Source organism: Cedecea sp., assembly GCF_036500665.1.
Taxonomy (GTDB): domain Bacteria; phylum Pseudomonadota; class Gammaproteobacteria; order Enterobacterales; family Enterobacteriaceae; genus Cedecea.
Map to the genome: position 1 here is coordinate 35,338 of NZ_DASYBS010000142.1, position 21,705 is coordinate 57,042.

A 21,705-nucleotide genomic window follows, 5' to 3' on the forward strand; every position below is an offset into this window, starting at 1 on the left:
GCTCACATTCTGATATACGGGTGAGGATGCGCCGCTGGATGCAGTAAAAATAAAAAATATTTCGCCGTTTCTTTCACCACTCGCAACCCATTGTTAACGTTACGTGCGTTAATAATTTTCAAAACTTAAACACAGCAACTAACATATAAAGCTCACGATCCTGACAATTGGCGCATGCCGTAAACACCCCCTGATGAAAACAACCCAGAAAAACAGACTCCAGAGCAGTAAAACCGCACTTCTCCTGATCCCAGCATTCACCCCCTGCTTTACGCAAGCCGCCGACACAACGCAAACCGATGAGACCACGCTGCTGGTGACCGCTAAGCCTGCGACGGTTTCTGAGCTGGATACGCCAGCCGCGGTGAGCGTGGTTTCAGGCGATGACCTGCGCCAGGCCACGCCGCGTATCAATCTTTCGGAAAATCTTGGCGGCGTGCCAGGACTGCAAATTCAGAACCGCCAGAACTATGCCCAGGATTTACAGCTCTCGGTACGCGGCTTTGGCTCGCGCTCGATGTACGGCGTACGGGGCGTGCGCATGTATGTGGATGGGATCCCGGCCACCATGCCCGATGGCCAGGGACAAACGTCAAATATCGATCTTAATAGCGTGGAAAGTATCGAGGTTCTTCGTGGGCCGTTTTCCGCACTCTACGGCAACTCTTCGGGCGGCGTCGTTAACGTCACAACGGAAACCGGCCGTCAGCCGCCTACGTTCGAAGCCAGCAGCTATTACGGCAGCTTCGGTAGCTGGCGTAACAGCGTGAAAGCCACCGGCTCAACCGGCGACGGCGCGCAGGCCGGGGATGTGGACTATGCCGTATCCGCCTCGCGCTTTACCACGCACGGCTACCGCGATCACAGCAGCGCGCAGAAAAACCTCGGCAATGCGAAGCTTGGCGTTCGCCTGAACGATGTCAGCAAGCTGACTTTACTGTTCAACAGCGTGGACATTGACGCGAACGATCCCGGCGGCCTGACCGGGCAGGAGTGGCACGATAATCCAACGCAGGCGCCCCGCGCCGATCAGTACAATACGCGAAAAACAACGAAGCAAACCCAGGGCGGCCTGCGCTATGACCGGCAGCTCAGCGAGCGCGATGATTTAAGCGTGATGATGTACGCGGGCGTGCGTGAGACCACGCAGTTTCAATCCATTCCTGCGGCAGTCCAGAAAAGCCCTACTCATCCCGGCGGCGTGATCCAGCTGGCAAGGCATTACCAGGGCATTGATACCCGCTGGACGCACAACGGCGAACTCGGCGGCGTGCCGGTCAGCTTCACCACCGGGCTGGACTACGAGACGATGACCGAGAAGCGCAAAGGCTACGAGAACTTTGTTACGGTGAACGGCGCCACGGTGCTGGGCGAGCAAGGCAACCTGCGCCGCAACGAGCGCAACCTGATGTGGAACCTCGACCCGTACCTGCAAACCACGTGGCAGTTGACCGATAAACTCAGCCTGGATGCGGGCGTGCGCTACAGCTCGGTCTACTTTGATTCAAACGACTATTACATCGTGGGGAAAAACGGCGACGACAGCGGCAACGCCAGCTATCACAAATGGTTGCCTGCCGCCTCGTTAAAATATGCCGTTAATGACGGCTGGAATGTTTACACTTCCGCAGGCCGTGGGTTTGAAACGCCAACCATCAACGAGCTTTCTTACCGCGACAACGGCGCGTCCGGGCTGAACTTTGCTCTGCAGCCCTCTACCAGCACCACGGTTGAGGTTGGCAGTAAAAACCGCATCGGCAACGGCCTGTTTACCGCCGCCCTGTTCCAGACCGACACCGATAACGAGATCGTGGTCGATCAAAGCAGCGGTGGGCGCACGACCTATAAAAATGCCGGTGAAACTCGCCGCCGTGGACTTGAGCTTTCTCTCGATCAGCAGTTCGCCGCAGACTGGCGGTTGAAAATGGCCTGGACGTACCTCGATGCCACCTACCGCAGCAACGTTTGTGGCACAAACGACTGCAACGGCAACCGGATGCCGGGAATCGCCCGCAATATGGGTTACGCATCGTTGGGCTACGTGCCTGAAGACGGCTGGTATGCGGGCGCGGACGTTCGCTATATGAGCGATATCCAGGCCGACGACCAGAACGACGCCAAAGCGCCGACCTACACCACCGTGGGATTGAACACCGGCTACAAGCTTCAGCTGCAGCAAAACTGGCTGCTGGACATCTGGGGGCGAGTTGATAATCTGTTCGACCGCGATTACGTCGGCTCGGTGATTGTCAATGAAGGCAATGGCCGCTATTTCGAGCCAGCGCCTGGCCGTAACTACGGCGTGGGCGTTAACGTCAGCTATAGCTTCCAGTAAGCGTTTTCCCTCCGGCTAAGCCGGGGGGACATTTAAAAAGGAATTTTATGTCACCTATCCTGACCCTCCGTGATGCCACACGGGACGATATCGAGACGCTTTTCTCCATCCGTACCAGCGTCAATGAGAACCATCTTTCGCGCGAAGAAATGGCGGAAATGGGCATCACACCGCAGACTATTGCGGATATTATTGCCGAATCCCCATGCATCTGGCTGGCAGACGTTGATGGTCAGCCCGCTGGTTTTGCCATGGTGATTGCCGAAGAGGCCTGCCTGTTTGCGATGTTCGTCCTGCCGCAGTTTGAAGGTCTGGGCGTTGGTAAGCTGCTGCTGAAAAAAGCCGAGGCGTTTCTGTTTGCCCAACAGCCCACCATCTGGCTGGAAACGGCAGCAGGCAGCCGTGCTGCAAACTTTTATCAACGCCACGGCTGGCAGCCGGTGGGTGAGCAAGACGGCGAAGATATTCGCTTCGAAAAATCACGCCCCGCTGCTGTGAAACAGTAGTGCCCTTACGGCATTGAGCTTAAGGTTTTTGCCCCGTCATTTGTGCCGTTAGCCAGCGATATAAAATGCCCACCACATAGCGCTGCTCTTCATCGGTCAGCGCTCTTCCCGCCGGTATCGCGTGCCATTTAACCAGGCAGCCTCTGCAGCAGGTCGCCGTGGCATGTTGGGCAATAAAAACCGGGTGGCCGCGCATGGGCGTTTGTTTGCCGTCGTTTTTCGGCTCGGCAGGTGCCAGGCGGAGGGCGATAAACTCTTCGGCGTGGCGGGTGACGGTTTCCGGGCCTTTATCGATACAGTACTGGCGTTCTTTTGGGCCGAGCTGGAAACGCTGGCGAAACGGGGAGCGTGTAAGGCGCTGAAAAACGCTATCGGGATTGTTCACTGCGGCACATCTTTTCCGACTTTGAAAACGGTATGGTACGCTGTGAAGGCTAAATAGCAAGCCGGGGCGCTGAAAGCTCAACGCCCTGGCTGACACTAACTACGCTCGATGTCTTTGGCCGCCTGATCCAGCGTGTCGATGATTTTGTACAGCGTCTCTTTCGAAAGCTCAGTGCTGCCCAGTTTAGCGTGCAGCGCCGTTTTGAAGTTATGAATCGCCCGCTGTACCTCGGGTAAACGGCGGTTGCCGCCGAGAACGCCGAGGGTGGCCAGCCTGGTGGTCACCGCTTCCAGTTCGGACTGCTGCTGTTCAAGCGAGGTTTTTCCTTCTGCCGTCAGCGTGAAGGATTTTTTCCCGCTCTGCCCTTCGCCCACCGTGATTAAGCCCATTTCCTCCATCAGCGTCAGGTTAGGATAAATAATGCCGGGGCTCGGCACATATTCCCCTTTCGCCAGGCTTTCAATGGACTTTATAAGCTCGTAGCCGTGCGCCGGGCCGCCAGCCAAAAGATGCAGAATCAGCAGGCGGATGTCGTTGGCGTCAAACAGGCGTTCACGGCGATGGCGGGCACGCCCTTCCGGATGGTTTTGTTCATGATGAATACGCATGGTCGGTCGCCTTATTTGTCATGCCAGTAGGCAACGGCGCGGACCAGGTCTGCATCCAGGCCACGCTCTTCCAGCAGGTAATCACCCAGTGCTTTCGCCTGCTTTCCTTCGCCCACAATCCAGATGTAGTAGTCGTCTTCGGGGATCTCAACCTGCTTAAGGTATTGAGCTATCTCTTCGAACCTGAGCTCCTGCACGTTGGCCGACGGGAACGGGGCTAAATAGCTCAGGCTGTCGGTATTGTGGCAGTTGACCAGCACCTGAACCTGCACTTCCTGGCTCAGCGACTGGAGACGGCGGCGCACGGCAGGCAGGCCGCTTTCATCGGTCACGTAAAGCTGCCAGTGATAGTCCGTTGGCGTGACCAGAGAGCCGCGTGGGCCCCCGATGAACAGCTTGTCTCCCGGCAGCGCTTCTTTCGCCCAGCTGCTGGCGACCCCGCCGTCGTGCAGGTAGAAATCAATCGTTAATTCGCAGCGCTCCGCGTCGAAGTCCAGCGGCGTGTAGTCCCGCGACTGTGGACGCGCGCCCTCGCCCCAGACAATGCCCTCGCTGGTTATCTGCGGCGGGGTGAACTCCCCGTTTTCTGCCGGGAAGAAGACTTTAATGTGGTCGTCGAACCCCTGTGAGGAAAAGTCTGCCAGCTGCGGGCTGGTGAACTCGAGGCGGTAAAACGTATCGGCGATAAACGTTTTGGTTTTTACCGTTAACTCACGAAACTTCAGTTCATTACGAACCCGAACCGGCATTTTTTTAGCATTATTTTGCGTGGTCATAGCGTACCTTTTAGGCATGTAAGATATATCATAGACATATCTTAGAGCACGTCATACCGCCTGTCTTTATCATTTTGCGGCGTTAACCTGCTGGCATGTAAATGAGAATGACATGCATTTCAGCGCGGCGCTACCGGGATCGCAAATTGACAAAACGATACTTTTTTGACCTTTCCCTTATCGCAAATCAGGTTCTACACTGAGGTTGGCATCAGCCAGTTGTTCATCCACTCACCTACCATCTGACCAGGGAGGCCTGACATGTTTCCTGAGTACCGTGATTTGATTTCCCACCTGAAGTCCGAAAACCCCCGCTTTCTCAGCCTGTGTAATAAACACAACCGTCTCGATAGCGAGATTATGCGCAAGGAGGGGCCGCAAGGGACGGGATACAACGATGAAGTCGTGCAGATGAAGAAAGAAAAACTGAGGGTAAAACAAGAGCTTTACCAGATGTTGAAACAGGCCAGCCAGCCGGCCTGATAACAGAATGACAGGGAAGGGTTTACCCTTCCCTGAGGCTGCTGACAAAGTTCATTGCTCTAAAAAAGTCCAAAGCCTGGTCTAATAAAAACAATGAATAATGTTCTCTGGTTTGCCCCAAACAGTCGAAAACCACGTTTTTCGGCTGTTTGTCATCAATCTGGAGGAAGGGTTTGCCCTTCCCTTGCTGCAAACGGCTATACGTCCACGTTCAGTTCACGGAGAACTTCGGTCATTTTTCTGGCACCAGAAAAATTCAGATGGTCCCCGTCGCGGAAGTCTTCACGGGTAAATGCTGGGTTTTCTGAGAGGTCGATAAAACGCGAATGTGCAGCGTCAAGCCCGGCAAAGCAATTGCGATGCGTGAATTTCATCCAGACATCCAGGTTATCCACGTAAGCGGCCGGGAAAGGTGGCGTCAGCCAGACGACATGCTTACCGTGCTTTGCCAGCAGGGTGTCCATGAGTTTCACTCGTCGCTTGTTCTCACGCAGCGTTGTCTGATGATGAACCGATTTAGAATGTGCAATTCCACGCAGCTGCGCCACCTGCTGCTGCTGAGCCAGAGGAAGCGAAGCCATGCTGCCTATTAAACCGCGTGTGGATTCGCAAATTTGCGCCCTGAAGGTGGCATCCTCCAGCCCGGTAATTGTCTGCCCCTGCGCAGGAAATGGCATCACCAGGCGGCTAAAGACCTGAATACCGTCCGAGGCGGATTCGCCAGCACCTTGTATAAGATAATGGCTGTTCAACTGACTCCATGCATGAATAATCTGCTGGTTAAAGTCGTCTTTTGTTTTTAGCAGATCGCTGTACAGATCAAAAAAGCCAAGGCAATAAATAAAGTTCTGTACGTGCGGGTATCGCTCAAGAATATGAACCGTCAGCTGCTGGGCCTGCTTAAGCCCCAAACTGTGGGTAGAGATATTTACGCTGTGTTCCAACAGCACCTCAGGGCAGCCATAAAAGCTGTAGGAGTTACCAATAATGACCGTTTTAACTTCTGGGTTAGCCAGCGCGGTATATTGCTGCGCCAGCAAATGCGTGTACTTAATAGCCGTTGTGCTTAAGGGGATGAAATTATGAATCAGCAGATCATAAAACGAGATACAGGCGATGGCCTGAGGATGTTCTACCGCCAGAGCTACTTTTAACCCATGCGGGTCGTAAAGGATAAAAGGTGCGGAACTTGCTGCGATCCTTGCGTTGAAAACATCAATTTCCTGCTGGTTTTGCTCGTCAGCTCCCAGATAATAGAGATTATTGATCGCTGAATTTCTGAAGTGAGCCCTCAGCATTTGTAGCTTATTCAGTTCGCCAAAATAAAAAATATCGATACCGCTTCGCGCCAAAGCGCTTAGCCAAAATAAATTGAGGGATAAATAGAGCTGATTAGTATCCTGCTGCTTGCCTTCAAGCCAGTCGCCCAGGGCGTTAATCAAGTCTAGCGTGATATCGCTGTCATCAAGCAGCGTCTGGTTTGAGAAAAGATAATCGGCGAGCCTCTGCGGAGTCTGAGCTGCTTGTTCTGGGTTTTCAAAGGTCGAGAGGTAATGCTGAATTTGCTTTAAAAAATGATTCTGCATAATGGCATTATTATAATTGCAATAAATTAGCTCCCGATCCTATCATCGGGAGCTAAAAACCGATCGCGCAATAACAACCAACAATCCCGCTTATCCCTGGAAATCACCAGAAACGAGACTGTATTTTCTCAAGGCACGCTAACCAGACGGAAAGAAATTTCGTACAGCGCATTCAATCCCGGATAGATTTCACCAATCACCTGTTTAAGCTCTGCCAGCGTCATGTTCTCCTGGCGGGCATGCTCATCGTCCAGGGCGTCAAGCAGTACAGGCGTCACGCTGACGACGTCGATAGTGCAGAAATAAATGTCATCTTCATAGCGACCCACGCGTAAACGCTGGCCCGGCTGGAAATGGGATTCACTGCTGTCACGCAGGGTAATGGTTTTGAGTCCGGCGACAATGTCGTGCTCAAAGCGGCGGAAAAAAGTGATGTCGTTGGCCATGCTGCCTCCTGATAAACATTTGGCAGCATGATAAGTCGCTTAGACGAACGGCGCTAACGGATCCGCCGTTTCAAAGGCGATTTTTCTGTCTGCCACCGGCGGATAAATCAGTTCCTGGGTAATAGACAGCTTAATTTTCTTCGCTTCCTCGCGCACGTGGGTCACCTTCTGCTCCCAGCCTTCGGTAAACACCGCGCCCCAGTTGCCGAGATCGAGACAGGTGACGTAGTTAATCTGGCGATAAGGCAACGGCGCCACGTCCAGCAGGCTTGCCGCCACGTTATAGCCCACAAAGCGGCCCAGCATGATGGCATGCTGGCAGGTCATCAGCGCCAGGTTCCCCAAATCATCCGTCTCGGCACGAGCAACGTCACCGGTGGCAAAAATGGCTGGCTGCCCTTCCACTCGCAAAAACGCATCCACGTGTAGACGGCCTTGTTTATCACGCGGAGCATTAATCTGCGCCGTTAACGGACTGGCCTGCACGCCTGCGGTGAGAATCACCGTGCTGGAGTCAATGCGTTCGCCATCGGCGAGCACAATGCCGTTCGCATCGACTTCACGGACGTCAGTATTCAGCCGCCACTCTACGCCGAGTTCTTCGCTGGCAGCGGCAATCACGTCGCGCAGCTCGCTGCTGTAGCGCCCACCGATTTTATCGCCTCGTTCCACCACAATAACGCGGGCTTTTGTTTCTTCCCCCAGTACCGCACGTAATCTGCCCGGCAGTTCGGTTGCCATCTCAATGCCGGTAAACCCGCCGCCGCAGACGATGACCGTGTTGCGGGCTTCGCTTTCCGGCTGCAGCGCTAAGGCAGATATATGCTGTTCCAGGCGCAATGCGCTCTCAAGCTGGTCGAGGTCGAAAGCATGCTCTGCCGCACCTTTAATCAGGTCACGCTTCAGGTTGCTCCCCGTTGCCAGAACCAGACGATCGTACTGGCGGGGCGTGCTGTTGCCCTGCTCGTCCCGGTACCAGACACACTGATTTACGCTGTCGATGCGCTGTGCTTCACCTTTAACGAAGGTCACGCCGGTAACGTCGAACAGCGGCTGAAGCGGAGCGACCAGCAAAGCCACCTCGGTTTCGTAGAAGCGCGGGCGAACGCGCAGCTCCGGCTGGGGAGCCAGCACGGTAATCTCTATGTCTTCGCGATCGTACATCGTGGCCAGTCTTGCCGCACTCAGTGCCGCCCACATACCGGCAAAGCCAGCGCCCAGGATAAGGATCTTCTGTTGCATGGTTGTACTCCAATAAAGGCCCTCAGCGGCCAAAGACTGCGACTATACTTGTCGCAGTTAACTGCGACAAGATCTTTCGGAGTTTATTTTCATTCCCCTACTTTCGGGGTTATAGATTGCATAGCGCGGATAAAATCCCTACATTACCTGGATTAAATGAGTCGGAGGCAGTATGGCGTTTTACAGCTCAGGCGTGGAGTACGGCATCCACAGCCTGATATGCATGGTGGATGGTAAAGGCGAAGGCCGCGAAATGAACGTGCGTGAAATCGCCGAGCTGCAGGGCGTGCCCTACGACTATCTCGGTAAAATTTTCACCAAGCTTTCCAGAGCGGGGCTCGTCGTCAGCAGCGAAGGCAAAGGCGGCGGCTTTAGCCTTTCTCGCCCGCCTGACCAAATCAGCGTGCTGGACATTGTGGAAGCCATCGACGGTGAGAAAAGTATTTTCGACTGTAAAGAGATCCGCCAGCGGCTGGCCGTTTTTGACGAAGTGCCGCCCGAGTGGGCATGCGAAGGGATTTGCGGCGTGCGTGCCGTAATGAATATCGCCCAGCAGCGTATGGAAGAGGCGCTGGCCCAGCATACCGTGCTGGATCTGGCTCGCCGCATGTACCGTAAGGCACCGGATGAGTTTGTTATTGAGGTGCAGGACTGGATCCGCGACCGCCGCAGCAGCTAGCCTCTCGCTTAGTACAATTTTGCAGATTCAAAGCCAGCCAGCGCATAAGTCGCTGGCTTTTTCGTATAAAAAATCGGCAAACACAGCCAAACACGGCGTAATTTAGCCATCCCCCACTCCGGACATCCGAACGGCTTTCCTTCCCTACCGCCAAAACAGCACATTATATTACTTTCAGTTCTAAACAACGGGTTTATGTTCTTTAGATGCGGCAATTTGCCACCCTATCATCCCATACATGAACACTTTTCATGTTGTGAGAGAACGATGATCGCCGATTCCGTACTGGACCTGATAGGCCACACCCCGCTTCTGCGGCTCAACCACCTTGATACCGGCTGCTGTGAGCTTTTGCTCAAGCTGGAAAACCAAAACCCCGGCGGCTCGATTAAAGACCGCGTAGCCCTGTCGATGATTGAGCAGGCCGAGCGCAGCGGCAAGCTGAAACCTGGCGGCACGATTATTGAAGCGACGGCTGGCAACACCGGGCTTGGGTTAGCGCTGATAGCGACCCAAAAAGGCTACCCGCTTATCCTGGTGGTGCCGGACAAAATGAGTCAGGAAAAGATTTTCCATCTGCGAGCGCTGGGCGTGGACGTGCGCCTCACCCGCTCCGACGTCACCAAAGGCCACCCAGAGTATTACCAGGATTACGCCCTGCGGCTGGCGGCGGACATTCCGGGCAGTTTCTATATCGATCAATTTTCAAACCTGGCGAATCCGCTGGCGCACGCTACCGGAACCGCCGTTGAGCTTTGGGAGCAAACCGGGGGGCACATCGACGCCATCGTTGTCGGCGTGGGTTCTGGCGGCACGCTGGGCGGCCTGCAGCAATTCTTCCATCCGCATTCGCCGCATACCGAATTTGTCCTGGCCGATCCCTGCGGATCGATTCTCGCCGACGTGGTTGAACACGGGCATTACGGTGAAGTGGGCAGTTGGCTGGTGGAAGGCATCGGCGAAGACTTTGTGCCGACGCTTGCCAACTTCGAGCGCGTACAACATGCGTACCGCATCAGCGATCGGGAAGCCTTTGCCACCGCCCGCGCACTCTTAACCCACGAAGGCATACTTGCTGGCTCCTCTACCGGCACCCTGCTTTCCGCCGCCCTGCGTTACTGCCAGGCCCAAAGCACGCCAAAACGCGTGGTGACTTTCGCCTGCGACAGCGGTAACAAATATTTATCGAAAATGTTTAACGATCAATGGCTCAGCCAGCAAAACCTGGCGTAACTATTAAGGAAAATTCATGAATAAGTTTGCCACCCAAAGCGTACACAGCGGCACTTTTGATGATGCGCACGGTGCAGTAATGCCGCCGATCTACGCCACCTCCACGTTTGCTCAGCCCGCTCCGGGCCAACATACCGGCTTCGAATACTCTCGCAGCGGCAACCCAACCCGGCAGGCGCTGGAAACGGCGATTGCCGAACTTGAAGGCGGCCAGCGCGGTTACGCGTTTTCTTCCGGCCTGGCGGCGATCTCAACCGTGCTCGAACTGCTCGACAGCGGCAGCCATATTATTGCCGTTGACGATGTGTACGGTGGCACCTAGCGGCTGATTGAAAACGTGCGCAAACGCAGCGCCGCCCTGCAGGTTAGCTGGGTTAAGCCAGACGATCTCGACGGTCTGCAGGCGGCTATCCGCCCTGAAACCCGGATGATTTGGGTAGAAACGCCGACCAACCCGCTGCTTAAGCTTGCCGATCTTGCGGCGATAGCCGACATCGCCAAACGCCACCGCCTGATAAGCGTGGCCGACAACACTTTCGCCTCTCCCGCGCTCCAGCGCCCGCTGGAATCCGGGTTCGACATCGTGGTGCACTCGGCAACCAAATACCTGAACGGCCACTCTGATGTCGTTGCCGGTCTGGCGGTGGTTGGCGCAAATGCGGAGCTGGCGCAGCAGCTGGGCTATTTACAAAACGCGGTCGGCGGCGTGCTTGACCCGTTCAGCAGCTTCCTGACCCTGCGCGGGATCCGCACCCTGGCGCTGCGTATGGAACGCCACAGCAGCAACGCCCTACAGCTGGCACAGTGGCTGCAGGCGCATCCTGAAGTTGAGAAAGTCTATTTTCCGTGGCTGGAAACGCACCCGCAATATCCCCTTGCTCGCCAGCAAATGTCTCAGCCCGGCGGCATGATTTCGATTGTGGTTCGCGGCGATGAAAAGCGTGCCGAGGAAGTGATCCGCAAACTGAAGTTGTTTACCCTTGCGGAAAGCCTTGGCGGTGTAGAAAGTCTGGTCAGCCAGCCTTTCAGCATGACTCATGCCTCTATTCCACTCGAACAGCGGCTGAGCAACGGCATTGTGCCGCAGCTGATTCGCCTGTCGGTCGGGATTGAAGATGCCGGAGATTTGCAGGCCGATCTGGCGCAGGCGCTGAGTTAGCTAATTATTTACTAAAATACGGCGATAAATATTGCCATTAATATACTCTAGATAATTCGACTTGCAGGAAGGCGGCAAGACCGGGAATCCTCAGTCACATAGCTAACTATGTGACTGAGGTGAGCGGGTGCAGTCAACGCACCTGCGGCTTGAAGTATGAAGAGTATATAAATAATGGCCTTATGTATGCAAAACCTGGAAACATCCAGAGCAACACAAAAGGCCATTTATTTGCTGTGCGTAAATAAATTAAGGCTGTTTGTTATTTAGCCAAAGTATTGGCGACGCAAAATATCTGCACCGTCATCAATCGCTTTATGAATTGCCTTCACGCTACGTTTTTCGTCTTTGTCAGCTAAGGCTTCCAGCAAATCATCGTAGTTATGATGACCCTGACTCATTTCTTCCGACTGTGGATAGAGATAATTGAAGCAAGGGCCAATACGTACCCACAGCTGCTCAATTAACACGGTGAGCGTTGGCATATCCGCATACTCAAATAGCTGGAAGCGGAACTCCCGGTTAGCCTGCAAGGCGGCTTCGACGCTGATATGTTTCGCTTCAAGAAACGCATCACAAAGCTGCTGCAAGCGGGCCAGCCGGGTTTTGTCCATGTACCGCGCCGCCTGCTCTACCGCCATACCCTCCAGATTCTTACGGATGGTCGTAATTTCATGATAACGCCCCAGAGAAATTTCAGGCACCAAAAAAGCCTGTGCTGGCGTGGCATCAAGCGCCCCGGAAGAGACCAGTCGCAGCAGCGCTTCCCGAACCGGCGTAATACTGGTGCCAAGCTGCTCCGCTATCTCTTTAGTGACTAATCTGGCACCGGGTTTTAAGGTTCCCACGATCAACGCACTCTTTAACCTTGCCTCAACTTGCATGGTTAAACTCATTCTTTGCGCTTTTTCTAAGTCAAGCATGTTTATTTCCTATAGCAAAATAACTACTTTGTATTTGCAGTTTAATAACTGGCTTGTCATCAATGGAGTATATAGGATATATCATGTACTCTTACCACAAATTTATACCACCATGCGAATTAACCTGACGAAACATTCGATATCCGTCAATAATTTAGACGGTAACGTATAGGGATTGACTACAATGAAAGCATCCGGCCGTAAACTCGCAACTCTGGCTGTATTAATTAGCCTGGTAACCCCCTTTAGCTACGCAAGTGAATTAGTCATAGCTCAACCCGCTTCTGCCACCGCGATGGATCCGGGTTTCCTTAAAGAAGCCGCCACGCTGGTGGACAATATTTTTGATACTCTGGTCCTGCGTGATAAAAACATGCAGCTCCAGCCCGGCCTTGCCACCTCATGGAAAGCACTGGATGACACCACGTGGCAATTTGACCTACGGCCTGGCGTCACCTTCACTAACGGTGAACCGGTCAACGCCGCGGCGGTTAAATTCTCTATCGACCGCATTCTTGACCCCGCCAACCACGCCCCCACCATTTCATACATCCGCACCATCAAATCTGTAGAAGTCACGGGGGACGACCAGGTTCGCATTCATACCGACGGCCCGGACCCGCTTCTGCCGACGCGCATGAGCCGCTATCCAACCTATATCGTACCGCCTGCTTATGTAAGTAAAGTCGGTGCTGCGGAATTTGCACGAAAACCTATCGGTAGTGGAGCATATACATTAAAAGAATTTATACCAGATGAACGTGTAGTTATGCAGGCTAATCCACACTATTGGCGTGGAAAACCAACAATTGAGCAGGTGACATGGCGCCCAATCCCGGAAGCTACCGCCCGCATTACTTCCCTGTTAACAGGGGAAGTGCAGCTGGTTGACAGCGTTCCGGCCGACCTGGTTACAACACTAAAAAATAAGCCAGGTATTCACCTTGAGCAAGTCAAAGGTGGTGGTCTGACCATTTATCTTGGTCTCAAAAATGGTGAGAAACCTTTAAGTGATGCTCGTGTTCGCCAGGCATTGTCGCTGGCGCTGAATCGTCAAGCCTATACCCGCCAGCTGCTGCACGGTTTTGGTACCCCAACCGGCACCATGGCCGGAGCGAAGGACTTTGGCTACCTCAATATTCCAGCGCCTGAGCAGGATGTTGCCAAAGCTAAAGCGTTGCTTAAGGAAGCCGGTTATCCGGACGGTTTTACCCTGAAATTCCAGGCACCGCGTCGTTATATCGCCAGCGCCGAAGTGGCTCAGGCGATTGTTCAGGATTTAGCGGCTATCGGCGTGAAAGCACAGCTTGAGGTCCCTGAGTGGTCGGTTTATACCCAACAGGTGGCCTCCGGCAAACAGGCGGAAATGTACATGCTGGCGTGGGGCTCAACCCAAACGCTGGACGCCGATGCCGCGCTGTACCCTATCCTGCACTCCGGCGAACCGTACTCCACGGTCAGCAATCCTGAGCTGGATAAGCTGCTGAACGCCAGCCGCTCCACGGTTGATGCGAAAAAGCGTGAAATTATCCTGCAGGATATTCAGAAAGTGGTCGCCAAAGAACAGCCGCTTATCCCGCTGTACCGCGAGGATTCTCTGTACGCCAATAGCGATAACCTGACCTTTACCGGCCGTGCCGACGCGCGTATCCCGCTGTATGATCTGAGGCTGAAATGATTTTCCCCGGACGCGCCCTGACCCGCCGCCCTCGTCGCCTGATTTCAGGTGACGGCGTGCTGGGGGGCTTATTGCTAGGCACGGTGATCCTGCTGGCGCTGGTAGCCCCGTGGCTGCCGTTGCCTGACCCGTTAACCAATAACCTGGCGGATACCTTCCTGCCGCCGGGCAGCGAAACGGCGGGCGGCATGCACTGGCTTGGTACCGATCAGCTCGGGCGCGATTTGCTGTCAAGGATCCTGGCGGGTACCCGCCTTTCCCTGACGGTGGTGTTACTGGCGGCGGCAATTGCCGCCGTTATCGGCACGCTGCTGGGGATGCTGGCGGGCTATATTGGCGGCTGGCTGGATGCCGTCATCATGCGCCTGATGGATATTCAGCTGGCGGTGCCGTTTATTTTGCTGATTTTGCTGGTGATGGCGCTGTTTGGCACCTCGCTGGAAAACATTATCCTGATCATGGGCGTGACCAGCTGGGCGATTTACGCCCGCGTGGCGCGCGCCAAAACGCTTGAACTGCGCGAGCTGGAATACATTGAAGCGGTGCGCGCCATGGGTTTTTCCACGCCGCGTATACTGCTGCGCCACATTCTCCCTAACCTCGCTACGCCGCTGGTCGTGCTGCTGACGCTGGATATCCCAAGGCTTATCGTTCTCGAAGCCTCTATCGGTTTCCTTGGTATGGGGATCCAGCCGCCTACGCCCACCCTCGGCAACCTGATTGGCGAAGGGCGCTCCTACATGCTGCTGGCGGAATGGCTTGTCCTGTGGCCGGGGCTGATTATTGCGGCCCTCGTTGTCGGCTGCAACCTGCTCGGCGATAGCCTGCTGCGTAAAACCCACACGAGGCTTGACTGATGCTGCGCTACATTCTCTCTCGCTTCGCGCAGGCCTTACTGGTGATGTTTGGCGTCTCGCTGCTTATCTTTTATAGCTTGCACCTGACCGGCGACCCGGCTGCGGTGATGATGCCGCCCGGTTCTTCCCAGCAGGAAATTGATAACTTCCGCCATGCGATGGGCTTTGACCGCCCGCTGCTCTGGCAGTACGGCCATTACCTTACCGGCCTGCTGCATGGCGATCTTGGCCTGTCGCTCCGCTATGAGCAGCCGGTGACAGAGCTTATCGCCCAGCGCGTACCCGCGACGCTTCTGCTGGCCGTTTCCGCCCTGCTGTGGAGTACCGCGATCGGTCTGCTTCTTGGCCTTATCAGCGCCGTCTGGCGTAACAGCTTCTGGGATTTACTTGCTCGCCTGTTCGCCTTTAGCGGCCAGGCTGTGCCGGTGTTCTGGCTCGGCCTGCTGATGATTATCTGGTTCAGCCTGCATTTGCGCTGGCTGCCCTCCAGCGGCTACGGCTCCTTCAGCCACCTGATTATGCCGGCCATTAGCCTGGGCGCCTATTACATGAGCGCCATCGCCCGCCTGGTTCGCGCCAGCCTGATAGACGTTCTGGCGCAGGATTACATCCGCACGGCCCAGGCTAAAGGGCTCAGCGCGTGGCGCATTCTCATTCGTCATGGCCTGCGCAACGCGCTGATCCCGGTAGTGACCGTTCAGGGAATGTATTTCGCTTCCCTGCTGGGCGGCGCGCTGGTGACCGAGATTATCTTCGCCTGGCCCGGCATTGGCCGCCTTGCGGTACAGGCGATTCAGAACCGCGACTTCCCGCTGGTGCAGGCGATTGTCCTGCTGGCCGCGCTGGTGTTCGTGGTGGTGAATTTAGTGATTGATTTGCTTTACGTGGTGCTGAACCCGAGGATCCGGTTATGAAATCTCTTGATGCAACCCTGGACCTCCTGCACCAGCTCACACCCTTCCGCAGCGTGGCGGGCTATATCGACCAGCAGCGTGACCTCGCGCTATGGCTTGAGCGGTGGCTGATTGAAGAAACCGACGCCGAAGTGCTGTATCCGGTGGGCCAACAGCTTCAGGATGGTGCGCCGCCGCTGGTTCACGTGCGCATTGACATCGGTTCGCCGCGTACCCTCGTGCTGTACAACATGTACGACGTGATGCCCGCCGACGAAGAAGGCTGGGAGGTCGATCCGTTTGTCGGCGGCATTAAACACTGGTCGGATAAAGGCGACGTATTTATCTCCCGCGGCGCAGAGAACAACAAAGGCCCACTGGCAGGCATGCTGATGGTAGTGCGCGACCTCTATCACTCCGGGCGGCTGCATACCAACATTGAGATTCTGCTGGAAGGCGAAGAGGAGATTGGCAGCGGCAACCTGCGGCGCTACCTTGCCCGCCAGCCTTGTCCGGTAGCTCCCGCCGAAGCAGTTCTTTTCCCTTCTCTGTGCGAATACGGCGGCGGTGCCCCGCGAATTTACCTTGGCTTCACCGGCCGCAGCGGTGGCCGTCTGGTGGTAAAAGGCGGCAGCTGGGGCGGCCCTAAAGCGGCTATTCACGCCAGCAACGCGGCGTGGATCGATAACCCCGTCTGGCGGCTGGTGCAGGCGTTAAGCACCCTTGCGCCCCCTCACGCTAATGGCGTACTCGAAACGGGCGAGCTGGATGAAGAAGCCAGTTCGATTCTCGACGACCTTGCGCTCGATTTTAACCTGGCCGACGAACTGACTTTCCGGCGCAGCGAGAAGTTCTCCATCAGCGGTGACGGCTACAGCAGCCTGGCTTACCTGCTGGGCAGCGCGGTGCTCAATATTTCAGAGATAGCCAGCCTGCCGCACGGTGCTCAGGGCGTCATACCTCCTGAAGCCTTCGCCGATGTAGTGCTAAGAACGCCGCCCATCGTTGATGGCGAACGCCTGATGCAGCGCATGAAGGAACAGCTCGCCAGCCCGTCGCTGGCTGGGGCAGTGCTGGAGCCAGGGGACAGCTATCCGGGCTACCGCTTCAGCATTGATGACGCGGGCGTGCTGGAACTGATGGCAAGCTATCAGCAGCAGCAGGCCAGGCCGCAAATCTGGCCGTGGGCGCCCGGCTGCGCGCCAGCCTACGCCTTCGCCGCCGTTGCCCCTGCCTTTTTGATAGGCGGTCTGGGCTACGGCGGTAACGCCCACGGCGTGAATGAATTCGTCACGCTCAGAGGCTTACAACGCTACCAACAGTCGCTTAATGACTGGCTACTCGCCTTTTAAATAATGGCCAGCACTCGGGAACCAGACAGGATAATGCATGAAAAATGTGAATGATTTTGAACGTGTTACGCTAGGATTCTTCCCCACGCCGCTGGAGGCTTTACCGCGCCTTAGCGAGACGCTGGGCGTGAATTTAAAGATTAAGCGTGACGATTACAGCGGCTTTGGCGGCGGTGGAAATAAAGTCCGTAAGCTGGAGTACCTGATGGCCGAAGCCTGCCGCGAAGGCGTAAAAGTGGTGATAACCACCGGCGGCCACCAGTCTAACCATGCCCGCATGGTCGCTGCCGCGGCGCGTAAGTTTGGCATGAAGCCGGTGCTGGTTCTGCGCGGTGACGAGCCGCAAACTTACCAGGGTAATCTCCTGCTGGATAAGCTGTTTGGCGCCGAGCTGCAGTTCCTCGACCCGGAAGGTTATTTCACCCAGATTGAAGGCGCGATGCAGGCTCATGCTGACGCAGCAGCGGCGCGTGGTGAAAAGCCGATGATCATTCCACTGGGCGGCGCCACGGCCCTGGGCGCGCTGGGCTACGTTCGCGCGGTTGAGGAAATGGATGCCCAGCTTCGCGCCGCGGGTGAATCCGCCCCGGATATTATCGTGGCCCCAACAGGCTCCGGCGGAACCCTCGCCGGGCTGTACGTTGGCGCGCGACGCTACTGGCCCAAAACACAAATTATCGGCATCAGCGTCAGCGCTAAAGCGGACTGGTTCCAGACCCGTATTTCGGCCATGGCCGATGACTGCGCCCGCCTGCTGGACTGGGATCAAAGCTGGCGGCCGCAGGATATCTGGATCGAAGATGGCTTCGTCGGCAGCGCCTACGGTGTGCCTTCAGACGGCGGCATTGAGGCGATTTATCAGGTTGCTCAGCAGGAAGGCGTGCTGCTGGATCCGGTTTACACGGGTAAGGCAATGCACGGCTTAATCACGCTGGCAGAACAAGGCCGCATTCCTGCCGAAAGCGCCGTTATTTTCATGCACTGCGGAGGATCCCCGGCGCTCTATCCGTTCGCTCAAAAACTCCTGGAGCACTGATCATGCAGATAGTGAACCGTCAGCAGGTTGCCGAACTCGGCGGCAATGACCCCATTAAGGCGTTGCAGGACGTTGAAGACACCGTGCGGCTGCTAAGAAGCGGCGATGCGGTGATGCCTGCAGAAAGCCATGTCGACCTCGACACGCCGCTGGGCAAGGTTTACGCCCTCCCGGCAAGGGTTGGCGGACGGTTCAATGCCACAGGCGTGAAATGGACGGCGCACCGTCCTCGCGCCGCTGACGGCTATCCGCAGGCTATGGCGGCTACGTTGCTCAACCGCGCGGATAACGGCTTACCAATTGGCCTGGTGGAAAGCGGCAGCCTGACCGCAACCCGCACGGCGGCGGTGTCTGCCCTTGCCCTGAAACTGGCGACTCCTCGCCGCCCTTCGCGCGTTTTATTGCTTGGCGCAGGCGTTCAGGCTCGTGCCCATCTCGATATGCTCGCCGTACATTTTCCCGATCTGGACATGGTCTACTGCTGGAATAAAACGCCGGAGCCGCTCGCCAACATGCTCAGCCATTCGGGCGACCTGCCCTGGCCCGTCACGCAGTTTGAAACGCTGAGCGATGCGCTGCGTCAGCACTGGGACGCGCTGATAACCTGCACCAGCGCCAGCGAGCCGTTTTTACGGCCCGGTATCTGGCGTGCGGGGACGCTGGTGCTGCAAATTGGCTACCACGAAGTGGCCTTTGAAACGATTGCCGCCGCCGACAAGGTGGTGGTAGACCGTTGGGGCGACTTCAAGCTCACCAGCGCAAAAAGCCTGTTTCAAATGTACCGTGCCGGGCTTTTTGATGAGAAAAACGTGGCGGCAGATTTAACGAATTTGCTGGTCGATGGCTGGCGTCCTGCGGAAACGGACAGGGTTTATTTCTCCTCCTTCGGTCTTAACGTGTTTGATATCGCTCTCGCCGCTCGCGTTCTGCAGGCTGCCATAGCTCAGGGCAAAGGCAACAATCTGCCTTTTGGCTGGGAGGCTGCCGATGCTGATTAGCGCCAGTGAATTGCAAAGGCGCCTGGCTGGCGGGGAGCAATTTGCGTTACTCGACGTGCGTGAACGGGAACAGTGGCAAATCGCTTCGTTACCCGGCGCGTTCAGCCTTAACGTCTACGACTACTTTGTTCCCGACTCCACGCCGGAAGGCTACGCCGCAATGGCCGGGGCCTTTGTTCATGCCTGGCAGCAGCTCAGCGTGACCAGCGGAGCCACGCCGGTATTCTTCGAGCAAAGCGTGGGGATGCGTTCCCCGCGTGGGCTGTGGTTCTTATGGTTCGCCCTCGGGACTGACGGGCTGATTTTAGACGGCGGCGTGGATGCCTGGGCCGCTGCAGGCGGGAAACTAACGCCGGGCCACGGCGCACAGGCGGTTGTCTCTGCCGTTGGAGCACCAATCTGCCAGCCGGCCATGCCGCAGCTGGCCGCTACCCGCAGCGAAACGATCGACGCCGATCCTGCCTCAACACAGCTGCTTGATGCCCGCAGGCCAACAGAATATGACGGAAGTTTCGTGCACGAGTGCTGCGCCCGAGCCGGACGGATTCCAGGCTCAAAACTCCTTTATTGGGAAGATGTCGTCGACAATGGCCGATTTAAATCCGCCGAAGCGCTGGCGAGCCTTGCGGCCGAAGCCGGATTTACGCCGTCAAAAAGAGTGATAGCCTGGTGCCACCGTGGCGCTCGCGCCGCGACGGTTCTCGTGGCATTGAAACTTGCTGGCTACCAGGATGTGGCCGTTTACGTCGGCTCCTGGCACGAATGGGCGAGCCATCCGGAATTACCGCTGCTTAGCGGGAAGGAATCACCCCGCCTTACGCAGCCGTAGAGCCTGCTGAATATCCGGGGCGGCGGCAATCAGCTGCTTCGTGTATTCATGCTGCGGCCGGTCTAGCACCTGCTTCGTTGCTCCGGTTTCCACTATTTCACCGCGATACAGCACCACAACCCGATCGCACGCCTGTCGGACGGCGCCAAGGTCGTGGCTGATAAACAGGACGGTTAGGCCCAGGCGGTCGCGCAGATCGGCGAGCAGCGCAAGGATCTGTCCTCTTACGGAAAGATCGAGTGCCGAAACGGCCTCGTCGGCCACCAGCAGTTCAGGCTCCAGCGCCAGCGCACGGGCGATTGCAATACGCTGGCGCTGGCCGCCGGAGAAGGCCGAAGGCAAACGTCCTGCCGCGTCGGCATCCAGGCCAACCAGCTCAAGTAATTCATTCACCCGGTGTTGGATTTTCCCTGCAGGCCTTAGCTTGTGAACGCGCAACGGCTCGGCAATCTGCTCGCCGACCGTCATTTTAGGATCCAGGCTGGCGTACGGATCCTGGAAGATGATCTGCGCCCGCCGCCGCATTTCCAATTGCTGCTCGCGGCTGGCGCGGCGTACGTCCAGGCCATCGAAAATAAGGGTACCGCTGTCCGCCGGAATCAACCCAATCGCGGCCCTGCCCAGCGTTGTCTTGCCCGAACCTGACTCGCCGATAAGCCCGACAATTTCGCCCCGCTCAATTTCAAGACTGGTAGGTTTAAGCACCGTCTGGCGGCTGGCAGGGAAAAACGGCAGCGCATGCGCCTGAGGGTAGCTTTTGGTCAGCTGCGACAGCTGCACCAGCGGCGAGCGGGTGACATCTTTACGCCTAACGGTCTGGGGTTCAGGCTGGGAGGCGGCAATCAGCCTGCGGGTATAGTCCGCCTGCGGGTTGGTTAGCAGCGTCGGCACGTCGCCCTGCTCAACAATATTGCCCTGATACAGCACGCAGGCGCGATCCGCATAGCGGGCAACCACGCTTAAATCGTGGGTGATGAACAAAATGCCCATCGCCATTTCCTGCTGAAGCTCCTGCAGCAGGGCCAGAATTTGTGCCTGAATGGTGACGTCCAGCGCGGTGGTTGGCTCGTCGGCTATCAGCAGCGCGGGCTTGCAGCTGATGGCGCTGGCAATCATCACACGCTGGCGCATCCCGCCGGAAAGCTGATGAATATACTGTTTTGCCCGCTGCCCGGGGTTTACAATCCCGACCCTGTCCAGCAGCGCGACCGCCTCGCGGTGCGCCTGCTTCCAGCTGAGCTTTTGGTGGCGAACCAGCACTTCTGCAATCTGCTCGCCCACCTTTAGCACCGGATTCATGCTGCTCATCGGCTCCTGAAAAATCGTGGCGATTTGCTGCCCACGAAGCTCTCGGGGATATTGTTGACCGACGGCTGACACGATCTGCCCGTTAAAAATAACCTCACCGCCCGCTTGCAGAACGCCCGCCGGAAGCAGGCCCATCACCGCCAGCGAAGTTAGCGTTTTTCCGGAACCAGACTCGCCCACCAACGCCACGATCTCTCTTCGTTCAACGCTGAATGATGCATTCTGCACCAGGGGTTTTGCTTCCAGCGTACTGATGCAAAGTGAGTTAACGGATAACAGCGGGCGTTGATCGGCCATAAGGGTTCCAGACGGGAGCTAACATCGTGATTTTTGAGACTATAATATCTACCCAGGCACCACAAGATGAATTGCTGATAGCTTATTCATTTGGTC

Annotated in this window: 19 protein-coding genes and 2 pseudogenes; 13 read left to right on the plus strand and 8 right to left on the minus strand. The window is 56.2% G+C overall.

The window, feature by feature from the left end; genetic code table 11:
* Positions 1 to 193: 193 nt before the first annotated feature.
* A complete protein-coding gene (pqqU, locus tag VGM55_RS23405) occupies positions 194 to 2,335 on the plus strand; it encodes a TonB-dependent receptor PqqU (RefSeq protein WP_331636893.1) in 2,142 nt (713 codons plus the stop codon).
* A gap of 47 nt (positions 2,336 to 2,382) precedes the next feature.
* Positions 2,383 to 2,841, plus strand: a complete 459-nt coding sequence (locus VGM55_RS23410) for a GNAT family N-acetyltransferase (protein WP_331636895.1) — start codon at positions 2,383 to 2,385, stop codon at positions 2,839 to 2,841.
* Positions 2,842 to 2,860: 19 nt separating this feature from the next.
* Here VGM55_RS23410 and VGM55_RS23415 read toward each other — a convergent pair whose 3' ends face one another.
* From VGM55_RS23415 to VGM55_RS23425, 3 genes are all read right to left on the minus strand, one after another.
* On the minus strand, positions 2,861 to 3,226 hold the full coding sequence (locus VGM55_RS23415) for a DUF4186 domain-containing protein (protein WP_331636896.1): 366 nt from the start codon (positions 3,224 to 3,226) through the stop codon (positions 2,861 to 2,863).
* 95 nt (positions 3,227 to 3,321) lie between these two features.
* Positions 3,322 to 3,834, minus strand: a complete 513-nt coding sequence (locus VGM55_RS23420; RefSeq protein ID WP_126356239.1) for a PadR family transcriptional regulator — start codon at positions 3,832 to 3,834, stop codon at positions 3,322 to 3,324.
* A gap of 11 nt (positions 3,835 to 3,845) precedes the next feature.
* Entirely contained in the window at positions 3,846 to 4,610 is a 765-nt protein-coding gene (locus tag VGM55_RS23425; RefSeq protein WP_331636897.1) for a siderophore-interacting protein, read from the minus strand.
* A 261-nt stretch (positions 4,611 to 4,871) separates the two neighbouring features.
* On the opposite strand from VGM55_RS23425, the gene VGM55_RS23430 reads away from it, so the two are divergent.
* Positions 4,872 to 5,093, plus strand: a complete 222-nt coding sequence (locus tag VGM55_RS23430) for a YdcH family protein (RefSeq protein WP_038472217.1) — start codon at positions 4,872 to 4,874, stop codon at positions 5,091 to 5,093.
* Positions 5,094 to 5,290: 197 nt separating this feature from the next.
* Here the strand turns inward: VGM55_RS23430 and VGM55_RS23435 are convergent, their stop codons facing one another.
* The 3 genes from VGM55_RS23435 to VGM55_RS23445 all read right to left on the minus strand — a co-directional run bounded on the left by VGM55_RS23435 (position 5,291) and on the right by VGM55_RS23445 (position 8,367).
* Complete coding sequence (locus tag VGM55_RS23435; RefSeq protein ID WP_331636898.1) at positions 5,291 to 6,679, minus strand: hypothetical protein; 1,389 nt, start codon at positions 6,677 to 6,679, stop codon at positions 5,291 to 5,293.
* A gap of 128 nt (positions 6,680 to 6,807) precedes the next feature.
* A complete protein-coding gene (gene yqfB / locus VGM55_RS23440) occupies positions 6,808 to 7,125 on the minus strand; it encodes a N(4)-acetylcytidine aminohydrolase (protein ID WP_154189256.1) in 318 nt (105 codons plus the stop codon).
* Positions 7,126 to 7,164: 39 nt separating this feature from the next.
* A complete protein-coding gene (locus VGM55_RS23445; protein ID WP_331636899.1) occupies positions 7,165 to 8,367 on the minus strand; it encodes an NAD(P)/FAD-dependent oxidoreductase in 1,203 nt (400 codons plus the stop codon).
* 172 nt (positions 8,368 to 8,539) lie between these two features.
* On the opposite strand from VGM55_RS23445, the gene VGM55_RS23450 reads away from it, so the two are divergent.
* The 3 genes and pseudogenes from VGM55_RS23450 (at position 8,540) to VGM55_RS23460 (ending at position 11,438) form a co-directional block, all read left to right on the plus strand.
* A complete protein-coding gene (locus VGM55_RS23450) occupies positions 8,540 to 9,046 on the plus strand; it encodes an RrF2 family transcriptional regulator (protein WP_154189258.1) in 507 nt (168 codons plus the stop codon).
* 267 nt (positions 9,047 to 9,313) lie between these two features.
* Positions 9,314 to 10,273, plus strand: a pseudogene (locus tag VGM55_RS23455) (PLP-dependent cysteine synthase family protein); the annotation flags it as partial.
* Positions 10,274 to 10,295: 22 nt separating this feature from the next.
* Positions 10,296 to 11,438: pseudogene (locus VGM55_RS23460) on the plus strand (trans-sulfuration enzyme family protein).
* Between the two features lie 266 nt (positions 11,439 to 11,704).
* On the opposite strand, the gene VGM55_RS23465 reads toward VGM55_RS23460, so the two are convergent.
* A complete protein-coding gene (locus VGM55_RS23465) occupies positions 11,705 to 12,361 on the minus strand; it encodes a GntR family transcriptional regulator (protein WP_154189261.1) in 657 nt (218 codons plus the stop codon).
* A gap of 184 nt (positions 12,362 to 12,545) precedes the next feature.
* On the opposite strand from VGM55_RS23465, the gene VGM55_RS23470 reads away from it, so the two are divergent.
* Genes VGM55_RS23470 through VGM55_RS23500 form a run of 7 tightly spaced genes read left to right on the plus strand, consistent with a single transcriptional unit; the run spans position 12,546 to position 20,004 of the window.
* Complete coding sequence (locus tag VGM55_RS23470) at positions 12,546 to 14,039, plus strand: ABC transporter substrate-binding protein (RefSeq protein WP_154189262.1); 1,494 nt, start codon at positions 12,546 to 12,548, stop codon at positions 14,037 to 14,039.
* The gene (locus VGM55_RS23475) at positions 14,036 to 14,896 is read left to right on the plus strand and encodes an ABC transporter permease (RefSeq protein ID WP_154189263.1); all 861 of its coding nucleotides are present in this window, start codon (positions 14,036 to 14,038) and stop codon (positions 14,894 to 14,896) included. Before VGM55_RS23470 ends, VGM55_RS23475 begins: the two co-directional genes overlap by 4 nt.
* On the plus strand, positions 14,896 to 15,810 hold the full coding sequence (locus VGM55_RS23480) for an ABC transporter permease (RefSeq protein WP_331636900.1): 915 nt from the start codon (positions 14,896 to 14,898) through the stop codon (positions 15,808 to 15,810). Before VGM55_RS23475 ends, VGM55_RS23480 begins: the two co-directional genes overlap by 1 nt.
* Positions 15,807 to 17,141, plus strand: coding sequence for a M20 family metallopeptidase (locus VGM55_RS23485; protein WP_331636901.1), 1,335 nt, complete (start codon positions 15,807 to 15,809; stop codon positions 17,139 to 17,141). The genes VGM55_RS23480 and VGM55_RS23485 overlap by 4 nt, the downstream gene beginning before the upstream one ends.
* Before the next feature lie 37 nt (positions 17,142 to 17,178).
* On the plus strand, positions 17,179 to 18,177 hold the full coding sequence (locus VGM55_RS23490) for a 1-aminocyclopropane-1-carboxylate deaminase/D-cysteine desulfhydrase (protein ID WP_154189266.1): 999 nt from the start codon (positions 17,179 to 17,181) through the stop codon (positions 18,175 to 18,177).
* A gap of 2 nt (positions 18,178 to 18,179) precedes the next feature.
* Positions 18,180 to 19,175 carry an ornithine cyclodeaminase family protein gene (locus VGM55_RS23495; RefSeq protein WP_154189267.1) on the plus strand — a complete coding sequence of 332 codons (996 nt, stop codon included), beginning with the start codon at positions 18,180 to 18,182 and terminating at the stop codon, positions 19,173 to 19,175.
* Positions 19,165 to 20,004, plus strand: a complete 840-nt coding sequence (locus VGM55_RS23500; protein WP_331636902.1) for a sulfurtransferase — start codon at positions 19,165 to 19,167, stop codon at positions 20,002 to 20,004. Before VGM55_RS23495 ends, VGM55_RS23500 begins: the two co-directional genes overlap by 11 nt.
* Here the strand turns inward: VGM55_RS23500 and VGM55_RS23505 are convergent.
* Positions 19,981 to 21,609: an ABC transporter ATP-binding protein gene (locus tag VGM55_RS23505; protein WP_331636903.1), complete on the minus strand. Its 1,629-nt coding sequence runs from the start codon at positions 21,607 to 21,609 to the stop codon at positions 19,981 to 19,983. The genes VGM55_RS23500 and VGM55_RS23505 overlap by 24 nt on opposite strands.
* Positions 21,610 to 21,705 lie beyond the last annotated feature (96 nt).